Genomic DNA, 18,931 nt, shown 5'->3' on the forward strand with positions numbered 1-18,931 from the left:
ATGTGCGTAATCTTCAAGATTGATAGATAAAAACAATTCCCAATCCTTAGCTTTGGCGGTATAACGGTGTTTCCCGTATGAATGATTATTGTGCTTAAGGATTCTTGATGCTACATTATGTTGGGTAACACCGATATAAAACCTGTCTAAAGAAGCACTAAAGAGAATATAACAAGATGCTGACATAATTTATATGCTAAAGCTATCAAGTTACAACTTCTTAACCTTACCTTCAATTTGCAGTGTATCTAATTTTTTATCTGGGAAACGTACATAGTAGTATATAAAAAAAGCCTCCTACTTTCGTAAGAGGCTTTGTTCCAGTGGGCCCACCTGGGCTCGAACCAGGGACCACCTGCCCCGATAGCCATCGGGGGAGTCAGGTGCTTGTTTGTTGGATGAGGTTATTTCTCATTTCTTGGTATTTTTTCAGGTTGTTTATATATGCGGTACTCTTCATCGATTTTATCTTCCTTTCAATACGGATTGCATGTGCGTAATCTTCAAGATTGATAGATGAAAATAATTCCCAATCCTTAGCTTTGGCGGTATAACGGTGTTTGCCGTATGAATGATTATTTTATCTGGGAAACGTACTGTAGTAGTAAATAAAAAGCCTCTTACTTTCGTAAGAGGCTTTGTTCCAGTGGGCCCACCTGGGCTCGAACCAGGGACCACCTGATTATGAGTCAGGTGCTCTAACCAACTGAGCTATAGGCCCTTTTGGGTGCAATATTATTTTTTGTCTTTTTCAACCACCTGTCCCGATAGCTATCGGGAAGTCAGGTGCTCTAACCAATGCCGAAAAACTTAAAACTGTGTTTTGTTAGTTTTTCGAGCATCCTCGATAAACTATCGAGGATATTTTCTTGTTTATCGGGACTGAGCTAGGCCCGGCATTGTTATACAAAAAGCGTTTTGTATATTGCGGATGCAAAAATAGTAAGTTATCTGAATAATTCAAATACATTTTTAAGAATTTATGACTAATCTGGAAAGTAAGAAGAATATCATATTCGATTTAGGCAACGTGGTTGTGGATATAGACTTGAATATCACTTTGGAACGTTTTCGTAAACTTGGTTTTGAACGGGGAGGTGATTTTATCGGTAAATACAAACAAAGTGGAATATTTCATGATTTCGAGGTGGGAAAAATATCGGCCGATGACTTTGTTAATGGAATAAAAGCACATATGAACCCTAATGTAAGTGATAAAGATGTTATAAGTGCCTGGAATGCGATTATAGGCGACTATAAAGAAGAAAGGATTACAACGATCATAAAATTAAAGGAAACACACAACGTTTTTTTATTGAGCAACACCAATGAATTACATATTGAGGCATGCGCAAATAGGGTTCCTATAGTTGGCACGTTAAGTAATTTATTCGATAAGGTTTATTACAGTTACGAATTAAATATGAGCAAGCCCAACAAGGACATTTTTGAAGAAGTATTGCGCGATGCCAATATTAAAGCGGAGGAAACGCTGTTTCTGGATGACGGGCTTGCAAATGTACAGACGGCAAAAAGTTTGGGAATTGAATCCTGGCTCGTAGAATTTCCGGATCAGTGGGTACCCAATATGAAAGAACTGATCAGCTCACAGTTATCAGTAAGCAAAAAACAGTAATTTCATATACGTTTATTTTTTAATAAGCAGCCAAACATCCTCGTGATCAGGCTTGTTTTTTTCACTTCTCAGTTCCCTGTAAGCTTCATTTTTATCGGAGAAACCTTTGTACGAAACCTTGTAAAAATCCTTGTTTTTACCAGTGTTTCTAACAATTACCTCGGCATCGAAACCCTGCTCTATCAGGCTGTTCTTAAACGAAATAGCGTTAGCTTCTTTCTTAAAGCTGGCAGCTATTAAAAAATATTTATTTTCTGGCTTTTCAACCACCGGTTTAGGTTTTGGCGCCGGAGGAACGGTATCTTTTTTAGCTACCGCAGGTTTTACCACTTCGCGTTTAACTTCTTTTTTGGGCTGTTCCTTCTTTTTGCCACAGCTGAATACGCCAACAGCAAAAATCATGAGTATTATTAACAGTTTATTTGTCATGGTACATTTGTTTAACGCTTCTAAAATAGAAAATATATTTTGATATAGGCTAATTTACATCTTTTTTAAAGGTAGGACAAAAAAAAAGAGAAACCGTTGGGTTTCCCTGTGTATTTTTAATTTGCCATGGAATACTATTCAACAAATTTGTAACCAACCCCTTTGATAGTTTTAATATGGTTCTGGCCAATTTTTTCCCTAACCTTTCTAATATGCACATCGATGGTTCTGTCTCCAACAATAATACTGTCGCCCCAGACAGAATTATATATCTCGTCTCTGGTAAATACTTTATCAGGCTTTGAAGCCAGCAACATCAATAATTCAAATTCCTTTTTAGGCAATACGAGCTCATCCCCCTTGTTTACGATAATGTATTTTTCGCGGTCAATAACCAAATCGCCAATCATGATCACATCTGATTTCTCCTCGGGTGCCTTGCCGGTATCTGGGTTATATCTTTTTAATAAAGCTTTTACCCTTGAAATAAGCACTTTGGGTTTAATGGGTTTCGATATGTAGTCATCGGCACCTGCATCGAAACCGGCAATTTGAGAATAGTCCTCACTTCTTGCCGTTAAAAACGCCACAATACTATTTTTTAGAAGAGGGATTCTTTTTATTTCCTCACAGGTTTCAATGCCGTCCATCTCGGGCATCATCACATCGAGAATAATTAGTTGGGGAAGTTCTTTTTTAGCAATTTCTATGGCTTCGCTACCGTTTTGAGAAGTAATTACCTGAAAACCTTCTTTTTTTAAGTTGTAACTGACAAACTCTAAAATGTCCGGTTCGTCATCTACCAATAAGACCTTGAAATTATCTGCTTCTATCATTTTTACAGCGTTTGGATTTGGGCGGAAAGTTACGTAAATGATTTAATTTAACACTTTCTGTTTGTTATGTGATTGTAAATATATTGTTATATAATCTTAACTTCAAGCCTTTCGCGTGAATGATTTACTAATGTTTACCCTTATCCAACGTGATGGTGAAACTGGTTCCGCTTCCGTAGGTGCTGGTAACATTAATGGTTTGATTATGTGCTTCGATCAGGTGTTTTACAATGGCCAGGCCTAATCCTGTTCCTCCCTGTTCGCGAGATCTGCTTTTATCGGCTCTGTAAAACCGCTCGAAAATCCTGGGTAGATCGGATTGTTTTATCCCAATTCCATTGTCTTTTATTTCAATTAAATAACGATTATCCATATCGTAAAAATTAACAGTAGTTTTGCCGCCTAGTTTGCCGTAGTTGATGGAGTTGACCACCAGGTTACTGAAAACCTGAAAAAGACGTTGCTTGTCGCCCATCACCATTAATTGTTTTTCACCGGATTTATTAAGTTTGAGCTCGATGTTTTTATGGGTTGCGCGTATCTCCTGAAGGTCAAACACATCTTCAATAAGCTGAAACAGGTTAAACTCCTCCAGGTCTATCTCTAATTCGCCAGCTTCCAGTTTCGAAATGGATTCAAGATCTTCGATGATGGTGATCATTCGGTCAATGCTTTTTTCGGTCCGATGTAAATATAGCATGTTAATATCTTTGTCTTCAATTCCACCATCAAGCAGGGTTAATATATAGCCTTGAATGTTGAATATGGGGGTTTTTAATTCGTGCGATACATTCCCTAAAAATTCTTTCCTATATTTCTCCATTTGCCTAAGTTGTTGTATCTCCTTTGTTTTGCCTTGCATCCAGGTGGCCACTTCGCGATTTACTTCCGTAAAAGGATCTTTGTCATTATCAGGTGCCAAACCTAAAACAGATGGTTTAAAATGGTGGATTGTTTTGTAAATGGGATTAACCTTGGATTTAATAAAGCGGTTGATAAAATACCCGGCATAAAAACCATATATCAGTAGTAAGGCCGGGATGGAAATAATCAACGATACAATGATGTCAGGTGAAAAATAGTTTACGAGGAAGAAAGATATCGTAAGGAAAAAATAAATAGACGTGGAAAGGGCGATTAATTTTTTGGATGTAATGTTTTTCATACACTCTATTATATGGGAAAAAGAGACTTTGGGTTCCTTGTTAAGAACTCTCCAAACATATTTATTGCAGGCAAATGTAACATGAAATGCTGATCTGGCATAAAAGTAAATTTAATTTTATATCAGGTTATATTTCTTAATGTTATTAAATCATTAAAGCTGTGTTTATTTGCTAAAATGGTTGTAGTTTTATTCAATTACACCATTATATTTGCACATAATTTTGATTAGATAGATGGAGTACCTATACCTTATCATCGTGATTTTGTTGCTGTTGGGCGTTGTCGACCTGGTGGTCGGGGTATCTAATGACGCGGTCAACTTTTTACACGCGGCAATGGGCTCTAAGGTAGCCAATAGACGGTTTATTTATTTGGTGGCTGGTGCAGGATTATTAATCGGTGCGGGATTCTCGGGAGGGATGATGGAGGTGGCCAGGAAAGGCGTTTTTTACCCGGAGAATTTTTATTTAAATCAGTTGCTCATCGTATTTGTGGCTGTAATGATAACCGATATTTTGTTGGTGGATTTGTTTAATACCTTTGGTTTTCCTACTTCTACCACAATAGCCATAGTATTTGAAATGCTTGGTGCCGCCTTAGCTATGGGGCTTATTATTATAGGAGGGGATAATCCGGATCATCTTATTGTAGACGATCTTATCAATACCCAAAGAGTCTTTATTATTCTGGCCGGGATAGTTATATCCATATTCTTTGCATTTGTCATTGGAGCGATTGTCCAGTTTATTGTCCGTGTAATTTTTACCTTTAATTATAAAAAACGCTTTAAATTCTTGTTTTCTATTGGGGGTGCTGTCTCGTTAACGGCCATTGCATTTTTGTTGATTAAAAACGACATAGCCTTAACAAATATACGCACAGGAATTATTGTTGATCTCGCTCATCGAAATTTGGCAATAGTGTTGGGCGGTTTTTTCATGCTATCCCTATCTGTGTTTGTTTTTCTTACTTTCGTTTTTCATGTGGAGATTCCCAGGTTTGTTGTTTTTTGCGGGACCTTTGCCCTGGCTTTTTCTTTTGCAACTAACGACCTGGTTAATTTTATAGGTGTTCCGTTGTCGGCCCTTCAGGGATTTAATGTTTTTTCCGGTTCGCAAGAAACAGATTCCAGCCGGTTTTTAATGGATATATGGGGCGATGGTATGCAGGCAAACACTGTGTGGGAAAGCGGTACGTATCGGTTAATATATGTAGTCTCGGGACTCATCATGGCCATAACACTTTTTTATTCAAAGAAAGCCCGAACCGTAACAAATACCGAGTTATATCTGGGTAAACAAGAGTCGGGACAAGAATCTTTTGAACCATCTCAGCTTTCAAAACATTTAGTAAGAAACTTTTTAAGGGTATACAATTATCTGCGGAATATGATGCCCGGAAAAATTACAGATTTCTTCTCGGAAAGATATAAGCGGGAAGAAACGTCCAAGGCTACAGAAAATTTAGAAACACCCGTTTTTTTCGATACGGTGAGGGCATGTGTGAATTTAGTGGTGGCGAGTGTTCTGATTATTATGGGTACTTATTTTAGGTTTCCTTTGTCCACAACCTTTGTTGTTTTTATGGTTGCCATGGGAACATCATTGGCCGATCAGGCGTGGGGAAGAGAAAGTGCGGTATACCGGATATCCGGGGTGCTATCGGTCTTGGGCGGTTGGTTTATTACGGCCAGCGTAGGCTTTGTTGGAGCATTTATCATAACTCTGTTTGTTTGGTGGGGCAACATATATGCCATCGGTTTACTTGTGCTCGCAGTACCTTACGTAATTTATATAACCAATACTTACCACAAAAAAACGAGATTGCAGCAAAAAGAATTAAAACATGAAAGGAACCAGCAAATTGAGAATGACAAAGAAAACATGGTGGGGTTGGGAAGTGAACGGATCAGGAAACATATTCTCGAGACTTCCAAGATTTATATCCTCATTATACAAGGATTTGTAGATGAAAATGTTAAACAGCTCCGCGAAACCTGTGAAAAAACAAAATACCTGCAGAAAGTTTCGAAATCCATTAAGGAAGATTTGTTCGAAAATTTTTCGAATTTGGATGCGGATGATTTTGATTCAGGCCATTATTTTGTTCAGGCTATCGACTACTTGGGGGAGCTTTCCGGCACTTTAAAACAGATTGCAGTGCCCATCTACAACCATATCGACAACCAGCACAAAGGACTTTCTAATAGTCAAAAGGAGGATGCCTTACTTTTGTTAGAAGAGGTAACCGGTTTTTTCAATTACCTGGCGCATATCGAAAAGGAACAAAAGTTTGATTCGGTGCCGGAAATGGTCGAAAAACAAAAGTATATTGTTGATTTGATTGAGGAACTGCGTATAAAGCAGATCAAACGAATTATGGAAGGTGTGGGCAAAACCAGGTCAAGTATGCTGTTGCTGGAGTGTTATGCCGAATCAAAAAATTTGATTTTATATACCATAAACTTATTAAAGTCGCACCGCGACTTCCATGCAAATTATTCCAAGTAAGCTTAGTCATTCTACTAAATTAAAACGCGATAGCAGCAATCCCTGCCTTCTTTTTTACACTTAAGTTTTATTGAAGTTTCTGAATACGGATTATGGGAAAGTGGTTATGTTCTGGTAGCATGAAAAATCCCAAGATGGTATTCATTTGGCGCAGTATGTAAGCTTGTTATGCGCATTGGGATATTATGCTAAGTATAGGTATGCCCTGCTTTTAATTCTTATTGAACGTGTAAAAAATGCCTTGAAATTACCTGTTTAGTCACCCATGGGCAAACAACATTATCGCAAGGTTAACAAAATGTTATGGGGTAAAATCGTGAATAATAAAAAACAAAATAAAAACCTACCTAAGTCTCACATATATTGTTGTTTAATGCTGTCTTAACATTAACCTATACTTCATATACCCTTAATATTTACTTATCGGATTGCCCAACATAGCAACATATTTTTGCTGTCGAAATTAAAACTCACACAGACTAGAGCGCGTGATGGGTAAATATGAAAAACTAATATTTAAATATCTTTTAAAATGAAAAAGACGGTTTTATTATTCGGATTGGCAGTTGCGGCTTTGTTAACTGCTTGTAGTGATGATGATGACAGCAATATGATTGAAGTACAAACTGATAATATTGTAATTGTTGACAATATTACAGAAAATACGACTTGGTCAGCTGATAAAGTTTATCAGTTAGGTGGTAGGATTGCTGTTGAAGCCGGCGCTACGTTAACCATTGAGCCCGGCACAGTGATTAAAGGTGAAGCAGGAACCGGTTCTAATGCAACAGCGTTGGTAGTTGCTCGCGGAGGTATGATTGATGCGGTTGGTACTGCGGTTTTGCCAATTATTTTTACTTCAGTTGCCGATGAAATTTCGCCTGAACAAGTTGCCACGGGAAATTTCGTATCGCCTAACCTGGAACCAACAGTTAACGGTCTATGGGGTGGTGTTATCATTTTGGGTAATGCTCCTATCTCTGCTTCTAACGATAGTGACGCAGATATCTCTGAAGTTCAGATTGAAGGAATTCCAACTTCAGATACAAACGGTTTATATGGTGGTTCTGACGCGGCTGACAACTCAGGTAAGTTCCAATATGTGTCTATCCGTCACGGAGGTACTAACATTGGTTCGGGGAACGAAATCAACGGGCTTTCTTTAGGCGGTGTTGGCACTGGAACAACGATCTCAAACATCGAAATCGTTTCTAACCAGGACGATGGTATCGAGTGGTTCGGTGGATCTGTAAACGTGTCTAACGTGGTGGTATGGAATGTGGGTGACGACGGTATCGATACAGATCAGGCTTGGACTGGCACTTTGGACAACTTCGTGGTTATTACTCCTGCCGGACATGCTTTCGAATTAGACGGGCCAGAAGGAACTGCCGAAGGAACACACAATATCACTAACGGTACTATCATTGCTTCAGTAGATGCCGATACAAAATGTAAAGATTTAATCAACACCGACGCTAACTCAATGGTTAACTTAAGCAACCTGTTCTTTACAGAAGTCATTGATCAGAAGATTAACAGTAACTCTGTTAGTGCTGCTGCAGTAACTTTGGCCAACATCTATATTGATGTTGATGCTGCTAACCTGGCCGATCACGTTGATGGAACTGTACCTGCGTCGGTAATGGCTGGTACTACTGAAACAACGAATGAAGCGGTTCTTTCATGGACCTGGGCTTCTCAAGCTGGTAAATTTTAATATGGGTTCTTTTATGAAGAACATCAAATACTAATCATTAAACAGACCCGTAATTTCAGGTTCGGGTCTGTTATTATTTAATTTTTAGGAGGTCAAAGTGAAGAATTTATGGATTGTTTTTTTCGTATTTGTATCCATGTTATCCCAGGCTCAAAACGGAAAGATAAGAGGTACGGTTATTGAGGATGCTACCGGGGAAACGTTGGTAGGTGTTACCGTTTTTATTAAGGGAACAACTACAGGAAACATTACAGATCTTGATGGGAGGTTCTCGATAGATCTTCCGGAAGGGACATATGATGTTCAGGTATCATATATTTCATATGAAACCACAGTAATAGAGGAGGTTCAGGTAAAAGAAAATGATGTTACCGTAATCGGAGATGTGCGATTAGGCCAAAACATACAGGATATTGAAGAGGTTGTTGTTAAAGCGAAGGTGATTCGGACAACAGAAACGGCATTGCAGACTATGAAAAAGAAATCAACCGTTATGCTGGACGGGATTTCTGCTGGTAAAATTCAATTGATTGGCGACGCAACCGCTGTTGAAGCAGCAAAACGTATTACGGGTGTATCCATTCAGGACGGGAAGTATGTTTACGTTAGGGGTTTGGGAGACCGTTATTCAAAAACTACATTAAATGGGATGGAAATTCCCGGGTTGGATCCGGATCGGAATTCAATACAAATGGATATCTTTCCTACCCACTTGATCAACAATATGGTGGTCAGCAAAAACTTTACGGCGGACCTGCCTGCGGACTTTACCGGGGGTATTATGAACGTGGAAACCAAGGATTTTCCTGAAAGAAAGATCTTTAGTGTCTCCGTTGGTTCTTCTTATAATCCCGATATGCATTTCAAACCGAATAACCTGAGTTATGAGGGTGGCGATCTGGACTTTTTAGGATTGGATGATGGATCGAGGTCCATGCCAACAGGAGCCAGGGTTGAAAATATACCTTCACCAATTTCAGGACACGGTTCGCAAGAGGTAACACGTTTTATCAACAGTTTCGATCCGGAACTAGGTGCGACAAAGGAAACGAGCTTAATGGATTTTAGTTTAGGGCTGACCCTTGGTAATCAAGTTGATCTTGCGCCAAGTAATGAAAAGCGTCAAGAAAAATCACCCAAACTGGGTTATGTGTTCTCTGCTTCCTATAAAAGTAAAAATAGGTTTTACGAGGATAGAAAATATGGAGAATATCAACTTAATAAAGAGCCAAATGTGAACGAGCTTGTATACTCAACAGTTCGAACCGGCGATTTGGGGGAGCAAGAGGTATTAATTGGATTGCTTGGTGGTGTAGCCTATAAAACTAATGTATCAAAATTTCGATTTACGGCCATGCATCTTCAAAGTGGAGAAAGCAAAGCAGGTTTTTTTCACGTAGATAATAATCCAGAAGCAATTGGTCAATCAGGTTATTTGGCTAAAACGCATAACCTTGAGTATAATCAACGCTCTTTATCCAATGCCATATTAAACGGCACACATGTATTGAATGAAAAAGGTTGGGAATTGGATTGGAGAGTATCCCCCACGTTATCTAGATCTGAAGATCCGGACATCCGTAAAACGCCATTCTCGATAGTTGGGGATGGATTTGAGTTTAGTGCAGGTGAAGGCGGTAACCCATCCAGAATTTGGAGGGCACTTAACGAAATTAACCTCAGTAATAAAGTTGATGTTACTAAAAAGTATACGTTTAAAGGCTTAGACGCAAAAGTTAAGTTTGGTGCCAGTTATACCTATAAAAACAGGAGCTACGAGATAGTCAAGTTTGATATAGTTACTTTTGGAGGAAATACGAGTTGGCCAACCTCAGATGCAAATCAGGTGTTGTTGCCGGAAAACATGTATCCTAATGGGCACTTGTTATATTATCAAACGGATTATAGCAACCCCAATGCCAATGAGTACGAGTCCAATGCAAGCAATATGGCGTTTTATGCGTCTAACGAGTTTAAAGTGTTACCAAAGCTTACAACAACCATAGGCTTGCGTGTTGAGAGCTTTACGTTACATCATACTGGCCGGGATCAGGCAGGAGCAAGGGGATCTTCAAATGGTAACGTATTGGCTAATGAAAAGGTATTGGATTCGTTTGATTTATTTCCTTCGTTAAACTTTATTTATTCGATAACTGATGAGCAGAACTTGAGAATGGCTTATTCCAGGACAACTGCTCGACCATCTTTTAAGGAACTTTCATATGCACAAATCATTGATCCTATCTCTAATAGTATATTTAATGGTGGTTTGCATGCGTATGGCGATTGGGACGGAAACCTGGTCTCAACGTATATCAATAATGCTGATCTTAGATGGGAGTTGTTTATGCGTAAAGGTCAGATGGTCTCTCTTAGTGGATTTTATAAGTCTTTTACAGACCCAATTGAACTGGTACGTATACCTGAACAACAAACAAGTACAGAATATCAGCCCAGAAATGTTGGAGACGGTCAGCTATTCGGTATTGAATTCGAATTCAGGAAAAATTTAGATTTTCTGACATTGAATAATATAAACGTAAATGGTAACGTTACCATGGTTGATTCAAAAATTGAAATGACCGATACGGAACTCGATTCAAGAAAAGGACAGGCAAGGGATGGTCAATCAATAGATAATAACCGTGTTATGGCAGGGCAGGCATCCTATTTGGTTAATGCAGGTATTGTTTACGGTAAGCAAGAATCAGGACTGGATGTTGGGTTGTTCTACAATGTTAAGGGAGAAACGCTTACACTTGTAGGTGGTGGCGTATTTCCGGACGTTTATACGAAACCTTTCCATAGTCTGAATTTCAGTTTAAATAAAAAAATTGGCGCACAAAAAAGAATGCTGGTAGAGTTTAAAGCTTCCAATATTCTTGGAAATGAGGTGGAAGAAATATTTAAATCTTATAAGGCAAAAGATCAGACGTTTAAGCGGTATAACCCAGGAAGATCATTTAGTATTGGTTTTAAATATAAAATATAAATGATCACTATTGTCCGGTGAAACAATTCATTTTAATTTAGCGCTCTAGCGGCACAGGCACTTACTTTATGGCTACAGCCCCAAAAAGTAAGAAAAAAAGACCGCCGCTGCAGATAATTTACTAAAAATCAGACTAGTTGGCTAAAATCCGGAAACTCGCTGCGCTCAAACAACCCAGATTTTTTAACGCCAGCTAACCTGATTTTATTCACAGAAATTCTTTGAGGCGGATGTAAGCCCTACACTAATTAAAAATTTCTCAACACCCTGTAAACATTGGGTTAGAGAGTTAATCAAAAAAGGTTTACCAGACACCTATGATAAATGATTTATTTTTATTTAACATTGAGAAATAGCCCATAACTGAAGGTTATTTCGTTCTATACGTCTTTTAAAGTATTTTGTAGCAAACCCGGATAGGCACAATCATTTATGATTTTTATACGAAAAGGGATTTGTATAAAGCACTTAAAAGCAACCCATGACTTTTTCGCGCAGAGTTCGGCAAATAAGATCTCGGAGTCTCGCTGAAAAAAAATCAGTGGAACTCAGCGTTCAACCATGCGTTCATCTGTGGGAAACCATTTACGGGAAACCTAAAATGGCAATTTTGCCAGATCCACATTCCCGCCCGTTAAGATAACGCCCACTTTTTTCCCTTTAAAAGCCTCTTTGTTGTCCATGATAACGGCCAAGGCTACTGCGCTGGAAGGTTCAACAATTATTTTCATGCGTTCCCATATTAATCGCATCGCCTTAATCGTAGAACTATCGGGAGTGGTGATGATATCATCGACATTTTTAATAATGATTTCAAAGGTAAGCTCACCGAGTGCTGTTAACAGCCCGTCGGCAATGGTGTTGGGCTTGATAGACGGCATGCGTTGCTTGTTCAGAAAGGACTGGGAAGCATCGTCGGCGCCTTCGGGTTCTGCCCCGATAACCTCAATATCAGGATTAATATATTTGGCCGCAATAGAAGTGCCACTTAAGAGACCTCCACCGCCCACTGGCGCAACGATGGCGTCTAAATCGTTTTGTTGTTGCATGAATTCCAAGGCACATGTACCTTGTCCTGCAATTATTTCTTTCTGGTTGTAGGGATGAACCATTATGGCACCTGACTCTTCCAATATTTTTTCCAATGTTTGCTCGCGCGATTGTAGTGTAGGTTCGCAAAACGTGATTACCCCGCCATAGCTGCCTACCGCCTTCTTTTTTATTTCGGGAGAGTTTTTGGGCATCACAATATAGGCATGTGCCTCGCGAAGTTTGGAGGCCAATGCCAAAGCCGCAGCATGATTGCCTGAGGAATGCGTTCCAACTCCGTTGGCAATCTGTTCTTTGCTTAAGGAAAAAACAGCATTGCAAGCTCCCCTAAACTTAAAAGCACCGGCTTTCTGAAAATTCTCGCATTTAAAAAAAATCTCTGCTCCTGTTATTTTGTTAATAGAGGCACTCGTTAAAACAGGGGTGAAATGGATATAAGGCTGGATACGGACATAGGCGTCCTCAATGTCTGTAAAAGTAGGTTTTTTCATATTATTTATATTATGGGCATTTAATAAGGCAACAGGTGTTATTGATCCAATTGGACATTACAAGATACAATTCTTATCCTCTTTTTACGTGATAATCTCCATCATTATTGCTTTAAGCTACCTGAAGAATAGCAGGCAGTATATCTATTGCATCATCCAGTCCCTGGCTGCGCCTGGCCATCGGCCATTTGGGCTTATTCTGATTCTTCGATGATCTCCTGAAAAGCCAACATACAATTTTTAGCCATTTCAATATCATCAAAGTAAATTTTTATTTTACTGGTGTAATTGCTCACTACACCATTTTTGTAGGTTTTTATCACTTTTGAATTATAGTTAGCGTTAACTTCAACCGACAATGATTTTCCTGTGATGTTATAATTTATGTTTTTACTGTCGATATCATTCATGTTAAACTCGTAAAGCATTTCAGTGGCATTGGAACCAGCGGAAATTAATTGTTTGAACTCAATTTTTTTAGGATCGTTTTCCGATTTTTTCAATACTTGCACATACGTTTTTTTGTCTACGTTTACCTCAACTATATGATCCATTAGCCATTTAAGTTTTTCCTTTGCGTTTGTTTGAGGGATCAAACGGTTTGGACGTTCTTTACAAACTTCAACCAATTTTTTCAGTAAATGTCTAATTATTTTTGCGTCATAACTGCTGCTGCAAATCAGCACTAACTTATTGCTGTATCCTTCAATTTCTCCATCTTTTTCTTTTCGGATAAGCTTTTGATTCGCTAGGGTTGAAAACCCTATTTGCATTTTTGTTCCGCTGATAATGTAGTCAATAGATTGTTCGCGAATATCGGAGAAATTGAATTGATAACTTGATGTAGTTGTCCCCTTAGGCGTATTTTCTGTTACTTCAAAATTGGATAAGCAACTGTTGGTAAAGGCTTGCAGATATGTATTCTCATCTATCGATAACTCTGCTATACGGGAGTTGATCATATCTAGTATCTGCCCTGGTTCACTTACACTTGGTAAGCTCTCGTGTACTTTCGTGCGCGCCTGCGGTATACATCTTTTTAGTACGATGCTAAGATCGCGTGCTGCATCAACTTGGTTGGCCAGCATACTGACTTTGGCAACAAATGGCACCTGATTTCCATTTTTTACCTTGTGAACCAGTTTCTTCCTGTGCTTCATTTCAAACACCAGTTGCACCTTGTTTCCCTTAACGTCAATCATCACCGAATTTTCTTCGATGTCGGCCAGATTAAAAACATATTGCTCATCATCTGTTTTCTTGCCTGTGGTGGTCGTTACATCCAGCGACATATTTCCGGCAACACTTTCCAGTGTTCGTAGTTTTTGATCGAAACTGGCACCCGGGAGGTTAACTTCGGTGACACCTTCCTGCAAAAATGAAACTTTATCCTCATAACTTGGAATGTCGATTTTAGTGGATAGAATTTCTTTGCCGAGAGGAATCATTTTTTTTATAATGGCGCTGATCTCGCGTGCATTATCTTTGTCCTTAGCCATAATTTTTGCCGTGCTGACATAAGGCAGTAACTCTCCGTCTGAAGTTACCCGGATAAACTTTTGCCCGTCATTAACTTTAAGTTGAACATGGATGGCATCCTTCACGGTAATTTCTTTGACCATATAAATATCAATGTCGGCCAAATTAATGGTGAACTCGGTCGTTTTGCTTTCTCCTTTGTTATTGATGAAATTGCTTTTGACCTGAATGATACCGGGAATGGTTTCTTGAATTCCCTGGTCAAACTCCCCCGATTTAACCTGTACTGTTTGAACCTTGGTTTTGAGTTCATTCACGAGTTCCGTAAAACCAGAGTTTGCAGAAACAAAAACAGTTACCAATCCTAAAATGATGGTTAAAATAACTTTAGCCATGATGATTTTGTTTTTTTAATAGATTATCTAATGTATTTTGGGGGTTTAGCTCATATAATATAGTGAATTAGAAGTTTGAAATCCAGTATATTTTGTGTAATCCCCTTTAAATTATATAGGGATTCAAAAAGAAAAAACCCCAAACGAGTCTGTTTTTAAAGACTTATTTGGGGTTCGATAAATATTTTTTAATAGCAGAAAAGCTATTGTATCTTAAGGTTTAGAAGATGGCATACGCTACGGTCAATCCGCTCATCACTACACTTACCATGGTCATTAATTTGATCAGGATATTTAATGAAGGGCCCGATGTATCTTTAAAGGGGTCACCCACGGTATCGCCAACCACACCGGCTTTGTGGGCTTCGCTACCTTTACCGCCATAGTTTCCTTTTTCGATGTATTTTTTAGCGTTATCCCATGCTCCACCAGCGTTATTCAGGAAGATAGCCAAAGTAAACCCCGTGGTTAATCCACCCATTAATAAACCAATAACACCAGCTACTCCAAATACGATTCCTACAACGATCGGAACAATAATGGCCAATAGCGATGGCAACAACATTTCGCGCTGGGCACCTTTAGTAGAGATAGCCACACATTTGGCATATTCGGGAGTTCCTGTTCCTTCCAGAATTCCTGGTATTTCCTTAAACTGGCGACGCACTTCGTCTACCATGGAGCCGGCCGCACGACCAACAGCTTTCATGGTCATGGCACAGAATACAAAGGCCATCATGGCACCAAGAAACAAACCGGCCAGTAACATTGGGTTGAATAATGATAAATCGTAGAATGTAGAAAAGTCTTTTAGGGTAGCTTCCGAGATAACAACGGCTTTAACGCCTTCCGCTACTTGAGTTGAAGCGTTCTCTACAAACTGAATCGAATTCTGAATCACTACTTCGCCTTCCTTTAAATCACGCTTCAGCCAAATTTTAATTTCTTCCATATAAGCGGCCATCAAGGCCATAGCTGTTAAGGCAGCAGAACCGATTGCAAATCCTTTACCAGTGGCAGCCGTTGTGTTTCCCAACATATCCAGGGCATCTGTTCTTTCGCGTACTTCTTTAGGAAGATTTGACATTTCAGCGTTGCCACCTGCATTATCGGCAATAGGACCAAAAGCATCCGTGGCCAGGGTAATTCCTAAAGTTGAAAGCATACCTACAGCAGCAAACCCGATTCCGTATACACCTTCGGCAAAATTACTGAAGCCACCCGCAAAACCGAAGGAAGCAATAATACCACCCACAATAGTTACCACGGGAATCCACGTTGAATACATACCTACAGCAACACCATCAATAATAGTGGTAGCAGGTCCCTGCTGTGCCTGCTTGGCTATACCTTGTGTTGGTTTGTACCCGTCAGATGTATAATATTCTGTAGCTTGTCCAATAATAACACCGGCAACAAGACCAGAAACAACTGAACCAAATATTCCCCACGAAATCCAATCCAGGGCAGCCATTCCCGCAATGGCGACCAGAATTAATACCGAACTACCTCCGGTACCTATCAATAATGAGTTCAAAAGACTTTTTGCAGTTGCATCTTCCTTGGTTTGAACCATAAAGATACCAATGATAGAAAGCACAATGCCAATAGCGGCCACTAACATTGGAGCAATTACTTTTCCTGACATATCCGCACCGGTATTGTTAACCGTTAAGGCGGCTCCCAATGCGGCGGTTGCTAAAATAGAACCACAATACGATTCGTAAAGGTCGGCACCCATACCGGCTACGTCACCAACGTTATCACCAACATTATCGGCTATGGTGGCCGGGTTGCGCGGATCATCCTCAGGGATTCCCGCTTCCACCTTACCCACAAGGTCGGCACCTACATCGGCAGCCTTGGTGTAAATGCCACCACCTACACGTGCAAACAGCGCCTGCGTGGAAGCACCCATTCCAAAGGTTAACATGGTAGCAGTAACCTCCATTAATTTTTGCGACTCTTCCATTCCTGCATGCACTAAGTCGAGGCCTATGAAGTGTAAACCGGCAGACATATGCTCGGCCGTATAAACTACCTTAGTTAACAGTACATACCAAAGCGAAATATCCAATAGCCCAAAACCTACCACAACCAGTCCCATTACGGCACCGCTTCGGAAAGCCACCTTAAGTCCTTTGTTCAAAGACTCGGAAGCACCTTGTGCCGTGCGTGCCGAAGCAAAAGTGGCGGTTTTCATTCCCAGGAAACCACAAAGCCCCGAGAAGAAACCCCCTGTTAAGAAAGCGATGGGGACAAACGGGTTTTGAACACCCATATAGGCAAGAATGGTAAGGATTACCAATAAAACAAGAAAAACAATTCCTACAACTTTATATTGTCGGGATAAATAAGCCATTGCACCATCTCTTACGTGTTGGGCGATTTCTTTCATCTTATCTGTCCCTTCGGAACTTTTCATCATGCTCTTAAAGAAGAGCCATGCAAACACCAATGCCACAACGGATGCGACTGGTATGATCCAAAATAATTGTGTAATCATAATAACAATAGATTTAATTTGTTTTTGATTTATATGAGTAAATTATTTTAATTACTTGCTAGTCAATTGAAATATGTAATCAGATAAAAATAAAAACTACAGCTCACGTTAGAGCCTTAAAGCTAATTTTTGGGTTAAACACCTAAGGCTATAAGGGATTTTCAGGTGTTTGTTTTTCGAATGCTCAATATAATAAAAATTAAACCGCTTTAGTCTAACAATCGGCATTTTAATGTAGATTGAATAAAGATTGGATATGAAATGCGGTTGTAAAAAAATAGTAAGAATTATAAAAGAGTATATTTGCCTTGGAAATTATTATTCTTTAGCTGATGGGGATTTACGAATTGTTTTTTCATACTTGGTATGGGGGTCTGGTGTTGATGATCATTTCATCTATTGTTATGGCTAAAGCTTGTGATGTATTTGAAGCTTCAACCGAATACTTGGGCAGAAATTTAAGCGAAGGTGTTAAGGGGGCAACTTTAAATGCGATTGGTTCTTCCATGCCGGAACTGCTTACTACTGTGTTTTTCTTAACCTTGGCCAGCCGTGCCAATTTAGGACGGGATTTGGCGGCAAGTGTGGGTGGCAATACCGGATCAGCCATTTTTAACAGTATTGTAATTCCCATGCTCGTCATTTGGATAGTTGTCGCTACGGTCGCTGGGGTAAAAGGGGTAAAGATTGCTAAAAAAGTGATTTTAAGGGATGGGCTATTTCTGATTGGAGCAGAGTTGGTTCTGTTGGTTCTTTTATCGAGTGACTATATAACCCAATGGCATGGTTGGGCATTTACGTTGTTTTATGTATTCTATTTGGCGTATACATTATTGTCGATGAAAAGAGACCAGCAAGGAAAGCCTGACCATCACTTTGAACCTGAAAACTGGTACACACGTTATCAATTAAAATATAAAAAAGGGAGAAGTATTCGCAGTTGGGTTCTATTACTGGGCTCTACAGCTGTAATAGCCCTGGCTTGTGCCGGTTTGGTGGAGAGTTGTATCGGAATGGCCGATTCTATACATATAAACCCGCTGTTTATTGCTTTGGTGCTGGTGGCGGCTGCAAGCAGTGTCCCGGATACCATTATTTCAATCAAAGATGGTAAAAAGGGAAACTATGATGACGCACTCTCAAATGTGTTGGGGTCCAATATTTTTGATATTACAATTAGCATGGGTTTGCCTTTGGCCGTTTACCTCTTGGTTACTGGGTACAAAATCGATTTTCGGGAAGCTGGGCCAACCTTAATCGATATCCGTATTATGTTGGTTGTTGTGACGATTGTAACCATGGCCGTGTTTTATTTTTCCAAAGAACTGAAACGAATACATGTTTTTTACCTATTTGTTTTATATATAATCTTTATCCTATATGCCATAGGAGCGGCATCCTATGGAGCAGGGGGGGATGATATTTTAGCCCAATGGGCCGGACAATTTATCGACTTTTTGAATAAAGAAGGCGGAATCAACGAATCCCTTCAAAAAGTAGCGAATGGGATTACCTCAGGGTGGTAGAAGCTGTGCATTTTTAAAGGAAAAACACCACTGGATGTATCGACCGTAAACGAAGAACTACCCATCAATATCCGGGTGTAATCGAAACATTATTTGTAATGCGTTCAATAAGTTGAATTTGATTAATTGAAACAGAAATAATGACGTAAGCCTATGGAAACAATTAAAAACACTGCGTCACTTGATAACTTTGT

General features: G+C 39.5%; 12 protein-coding genes and 1 tRNA gene. 5 read left to right on the forward strand and 8 right to left on the reverse strand.

The features are described from left to right. The coding region (locus ACT29I_RS22545) for a GIY-YIG nuclease family protein (protein WP_430932984.1) at positions 1-186 on the reverse strand (186 nt) is incomplete at its 3' end. Positions 187-647: 461 nt separating this feature from the next. Further along, positions 648-721 (reverse strand) — tRNA-Ile (locus ACT29I_RS22550). Between the two features lie 261 nt (positions 722-982). Here ACT29I_RS22550 and ACT29I_RS22555 point away from each other — a divergent pair. After that, complete coding sequence (locus ACT29I_RS22555) at positions 983-1,636, forward strand: HAD family hydrolase (protein ID WP_430932983.1); 654 nt, start codon at positions 983-985, stop codon at positions 1,634-1,636. Positions 1,637-1,648: 12 nt separating this feature from the next. On the opposite strand, the gene ACT29I_RS22560 is transcribed toward ACT29I_RS22555, so the two are convergent. From ACT29I_RS22560 to ACT29I_RS22570, 3 genes are all read right to left on the reverse strand, one after another. Then, positions 1,649-2,065: an SPOR domain-containing protein gene (locus ACT29I_RS22560; protein ID WP_430932981.1), complete on the reverse strand. Its 417-nt coding sequence runs from the start codon at positions 2,063-2,065 to the stop codon at positions 1,649-1,651. 134 nt (positions 2,066-2,199) lie between these two features. Further along, the gene (locus ACT29I_RS22565) at positions 2,200-2,901 is read right to left on the reverse strand and encodes a response regulator transcription factor (protein ID WP_430932980.1); all 702 of its coding nucleotides are present in this window, start codon (positions 2,899-2,901) and stop codon (positions 2,200-2,202) included. Positions 2,902-3,028: 127 nt separating this feature from the next. Beyond that, positions 3,029-4,066, reverse strand: a complete 1,038-nt coding sequence (locus tag ACT29I_RS22570) for a sensor histidine kinase (protein ID WP_444794479.1) — start codon at positions 4,064-4,066, stop codon at positions 3,029-3,031. Between the two features lie 235 nt (positions 4,067-4,301). Between ACT29I_RS22570 and ACT29I_RS22575 the strand changes: the two genes are divergently transcribed. The 3 genes from ACT29I_RS22575 (at position 4,302) to ACT29I_RS22585 (ending at position 11,290) form a co-directional block, all read left to right on the forward strand. Next, positions 4,302-6,578, forward strand: a complete 2,277-nt coding sequence (locus ACT29I_RS22575) for an inorganic phosphate transporter (protein ID WP_444794480.1) — start codon at positions 4,302-4,304, stop codon at positions 6,576-6,578. Between the two features lie 532 nt (positions 6,579-7,110). Then, a complete protein-coding gene (locus ACT29I_RS22580) occupies positions 7,111-8,298 on the forward strand; it encodes a hypothetical protein (protein ID WP_430932977.1) in 1,188 nt (395 codons plus the stop codon). Positions 8,299-8,395: 97 nt separating this feature from the next. After that, on the forward strand, positions 8,396-11,290 hold the full coding sequence (locus tag ACT29I_RS22585; RefSeq protein WP_444794481.1) for a TonB-dependent receptor domain-containing protein: 2,895 nt from the start codon (positions 8,396-8,398) through the stop codon (positions 11,288-11,290). A gap of 596 nt (positions 11,291-11,886) precedes the next feature. Here the strand turns inward: ACT29I_RS22585 and ACT29I_RS22590 are convergent. The 3 genes from ACT29I_RS22590 to ACT29I_RS22600 all read right to left on the reverse strand — a co-directional run bounded on the left by ACT29I_RS22590 (position 11,887) and on the right by ACT29I_RS22600 (position 17,211). Further along, on the reverse strand, positions 11,887-12,831 hold the full coding sequence (locus tag ACT29I_RS22590) for a pyridoxal-phosphate dependent enzyme (RefSeq protein WP_430932974.1): 945 nt from the start codon (positions 12,829-12,831) through the stop codon (positions 11,887-11,889). A gap of 194 nt (positions 12,832-13,025) precedes the next feature. Then, positions 13,026-14,705, reverse strand: a complete 1,680-nt coding sequence (locus ACT29I_RS22595) for a hypothetical protein (protein WP_444794482.1) — start codon at positions 14,703-14,705, stop codon at positions 13,026-13,028. A 220-nt stretch (positions 14,706-14,925) separates the two neighbouring features. After that, a complete protein-coding gene (locus ACT29I_RS22600) occupies positions 14,926-17,211 on the reverse strand; it encodes a sodium-translocating pyrophosphatase (protein ID WP_444794483.1) in 2,286 nt (761 codons plus the stop codon). Between the two features lie 383 nt (positions 17,212-17,594). On the opposite strand from ACT29I_RS22600, the gene ACT29I_RS22605 reads away from it, so the two are divergent. Then, on the forward strand, positions 17,595-18,737 hold the full coding sequence (locus ACT29I_RS22605; protein ID WP_444794489.1) for a sodium:calcium antiporter: 1,143 nt from the start codon (positions 17,595-17,597) through the stop codon (positions 18,735-18,737). Positions 18,738-18,931 lie beyond the last annotated feature (194 nt).

The organism is Saccharicrinis sp. GN24d3, from assembly GCF_052400645.1.
Classification (GTDB): domain Bacteria; phylum Bacteroidota; class Bacteroidia; order Bacteroidales; family Marinilabiliaceae; genus Saccharicrinis.

Excerpts from the sequence above, each read along its gene's own strand:
- ACT29I_RS22555 (WP_430932983.1), top strand. The coding sequence starts at position 983 with ATGACTAATCTGGAAAGTAAGAAGAATATCATATTCGATTTAGGCAAC.
- ACT29I_RS22560 (WP_430932981.1), bottom strand. The coding sequence starts at position 2,065 with ATGACAAATAAACTGTTAATAATACTCATGATTTTTGCTGTTGGCGTA.
- ACT29I_RS22565 (WP_430932980.1), bottom strand. The coding sequence starts at position 2,901 with ATGATAGAAGCAGATAATTTCAAGGTCTTATTGGTAGATGACGAACCG.
- ACT29I_RS22570 (WP_444794479.1), bottom strand. The coding sequence starts at position 4,066 with ATGAAAAACATTACATCCAAAAAATTAATCGCCCTTTCCACGTCTATT.
- ACT29I_RS22575 (WP_444794480.1), top strand. The coding sequence starts at position 4,302 with ATGGAGTACCTATACCTTATCATCGTGATTTTGTTGCTGTTGGGCGTT.
- ACT29I_RS22580 (WP_430932977.1), top strand. The coding sequence starts at position 7,111 with ATGAAAAAGACGGTTTTATTATTCGGATTGGCAGTTGCGGCTTTGTTA.
- ACT29I_RS22590 (WP_430932974.1), bottom strand. The coding sequence starts at position 12,831 with ATGAAAAAACCTACTTTTACAGACATTGAGGACGCCTATGTCCGTATC.
- ACT29I_RS22595 (WP_444794482.1), bottom strand. The coding sequence starts at position 14,705 with ATGGCTAAAGTTATTTTAACCATCATTTTAGGATTGGTAACTGTTTTT.
- ACT29I_RS22600 (WP_444794483.1), bottom strand. The coding sequence starts at position 17,211 with ATGATTACACAATTATTTTGGATCATACCAGTCGCATCCGTTGTGGCA.
- ACT29I_RS22605 (WP_444794489.1), top strand. The coding sequence starts at position 17,595 with ATGATCATTTCATCTATTGTTATGGCTAAAGCTTGTGATGTATTTGAA.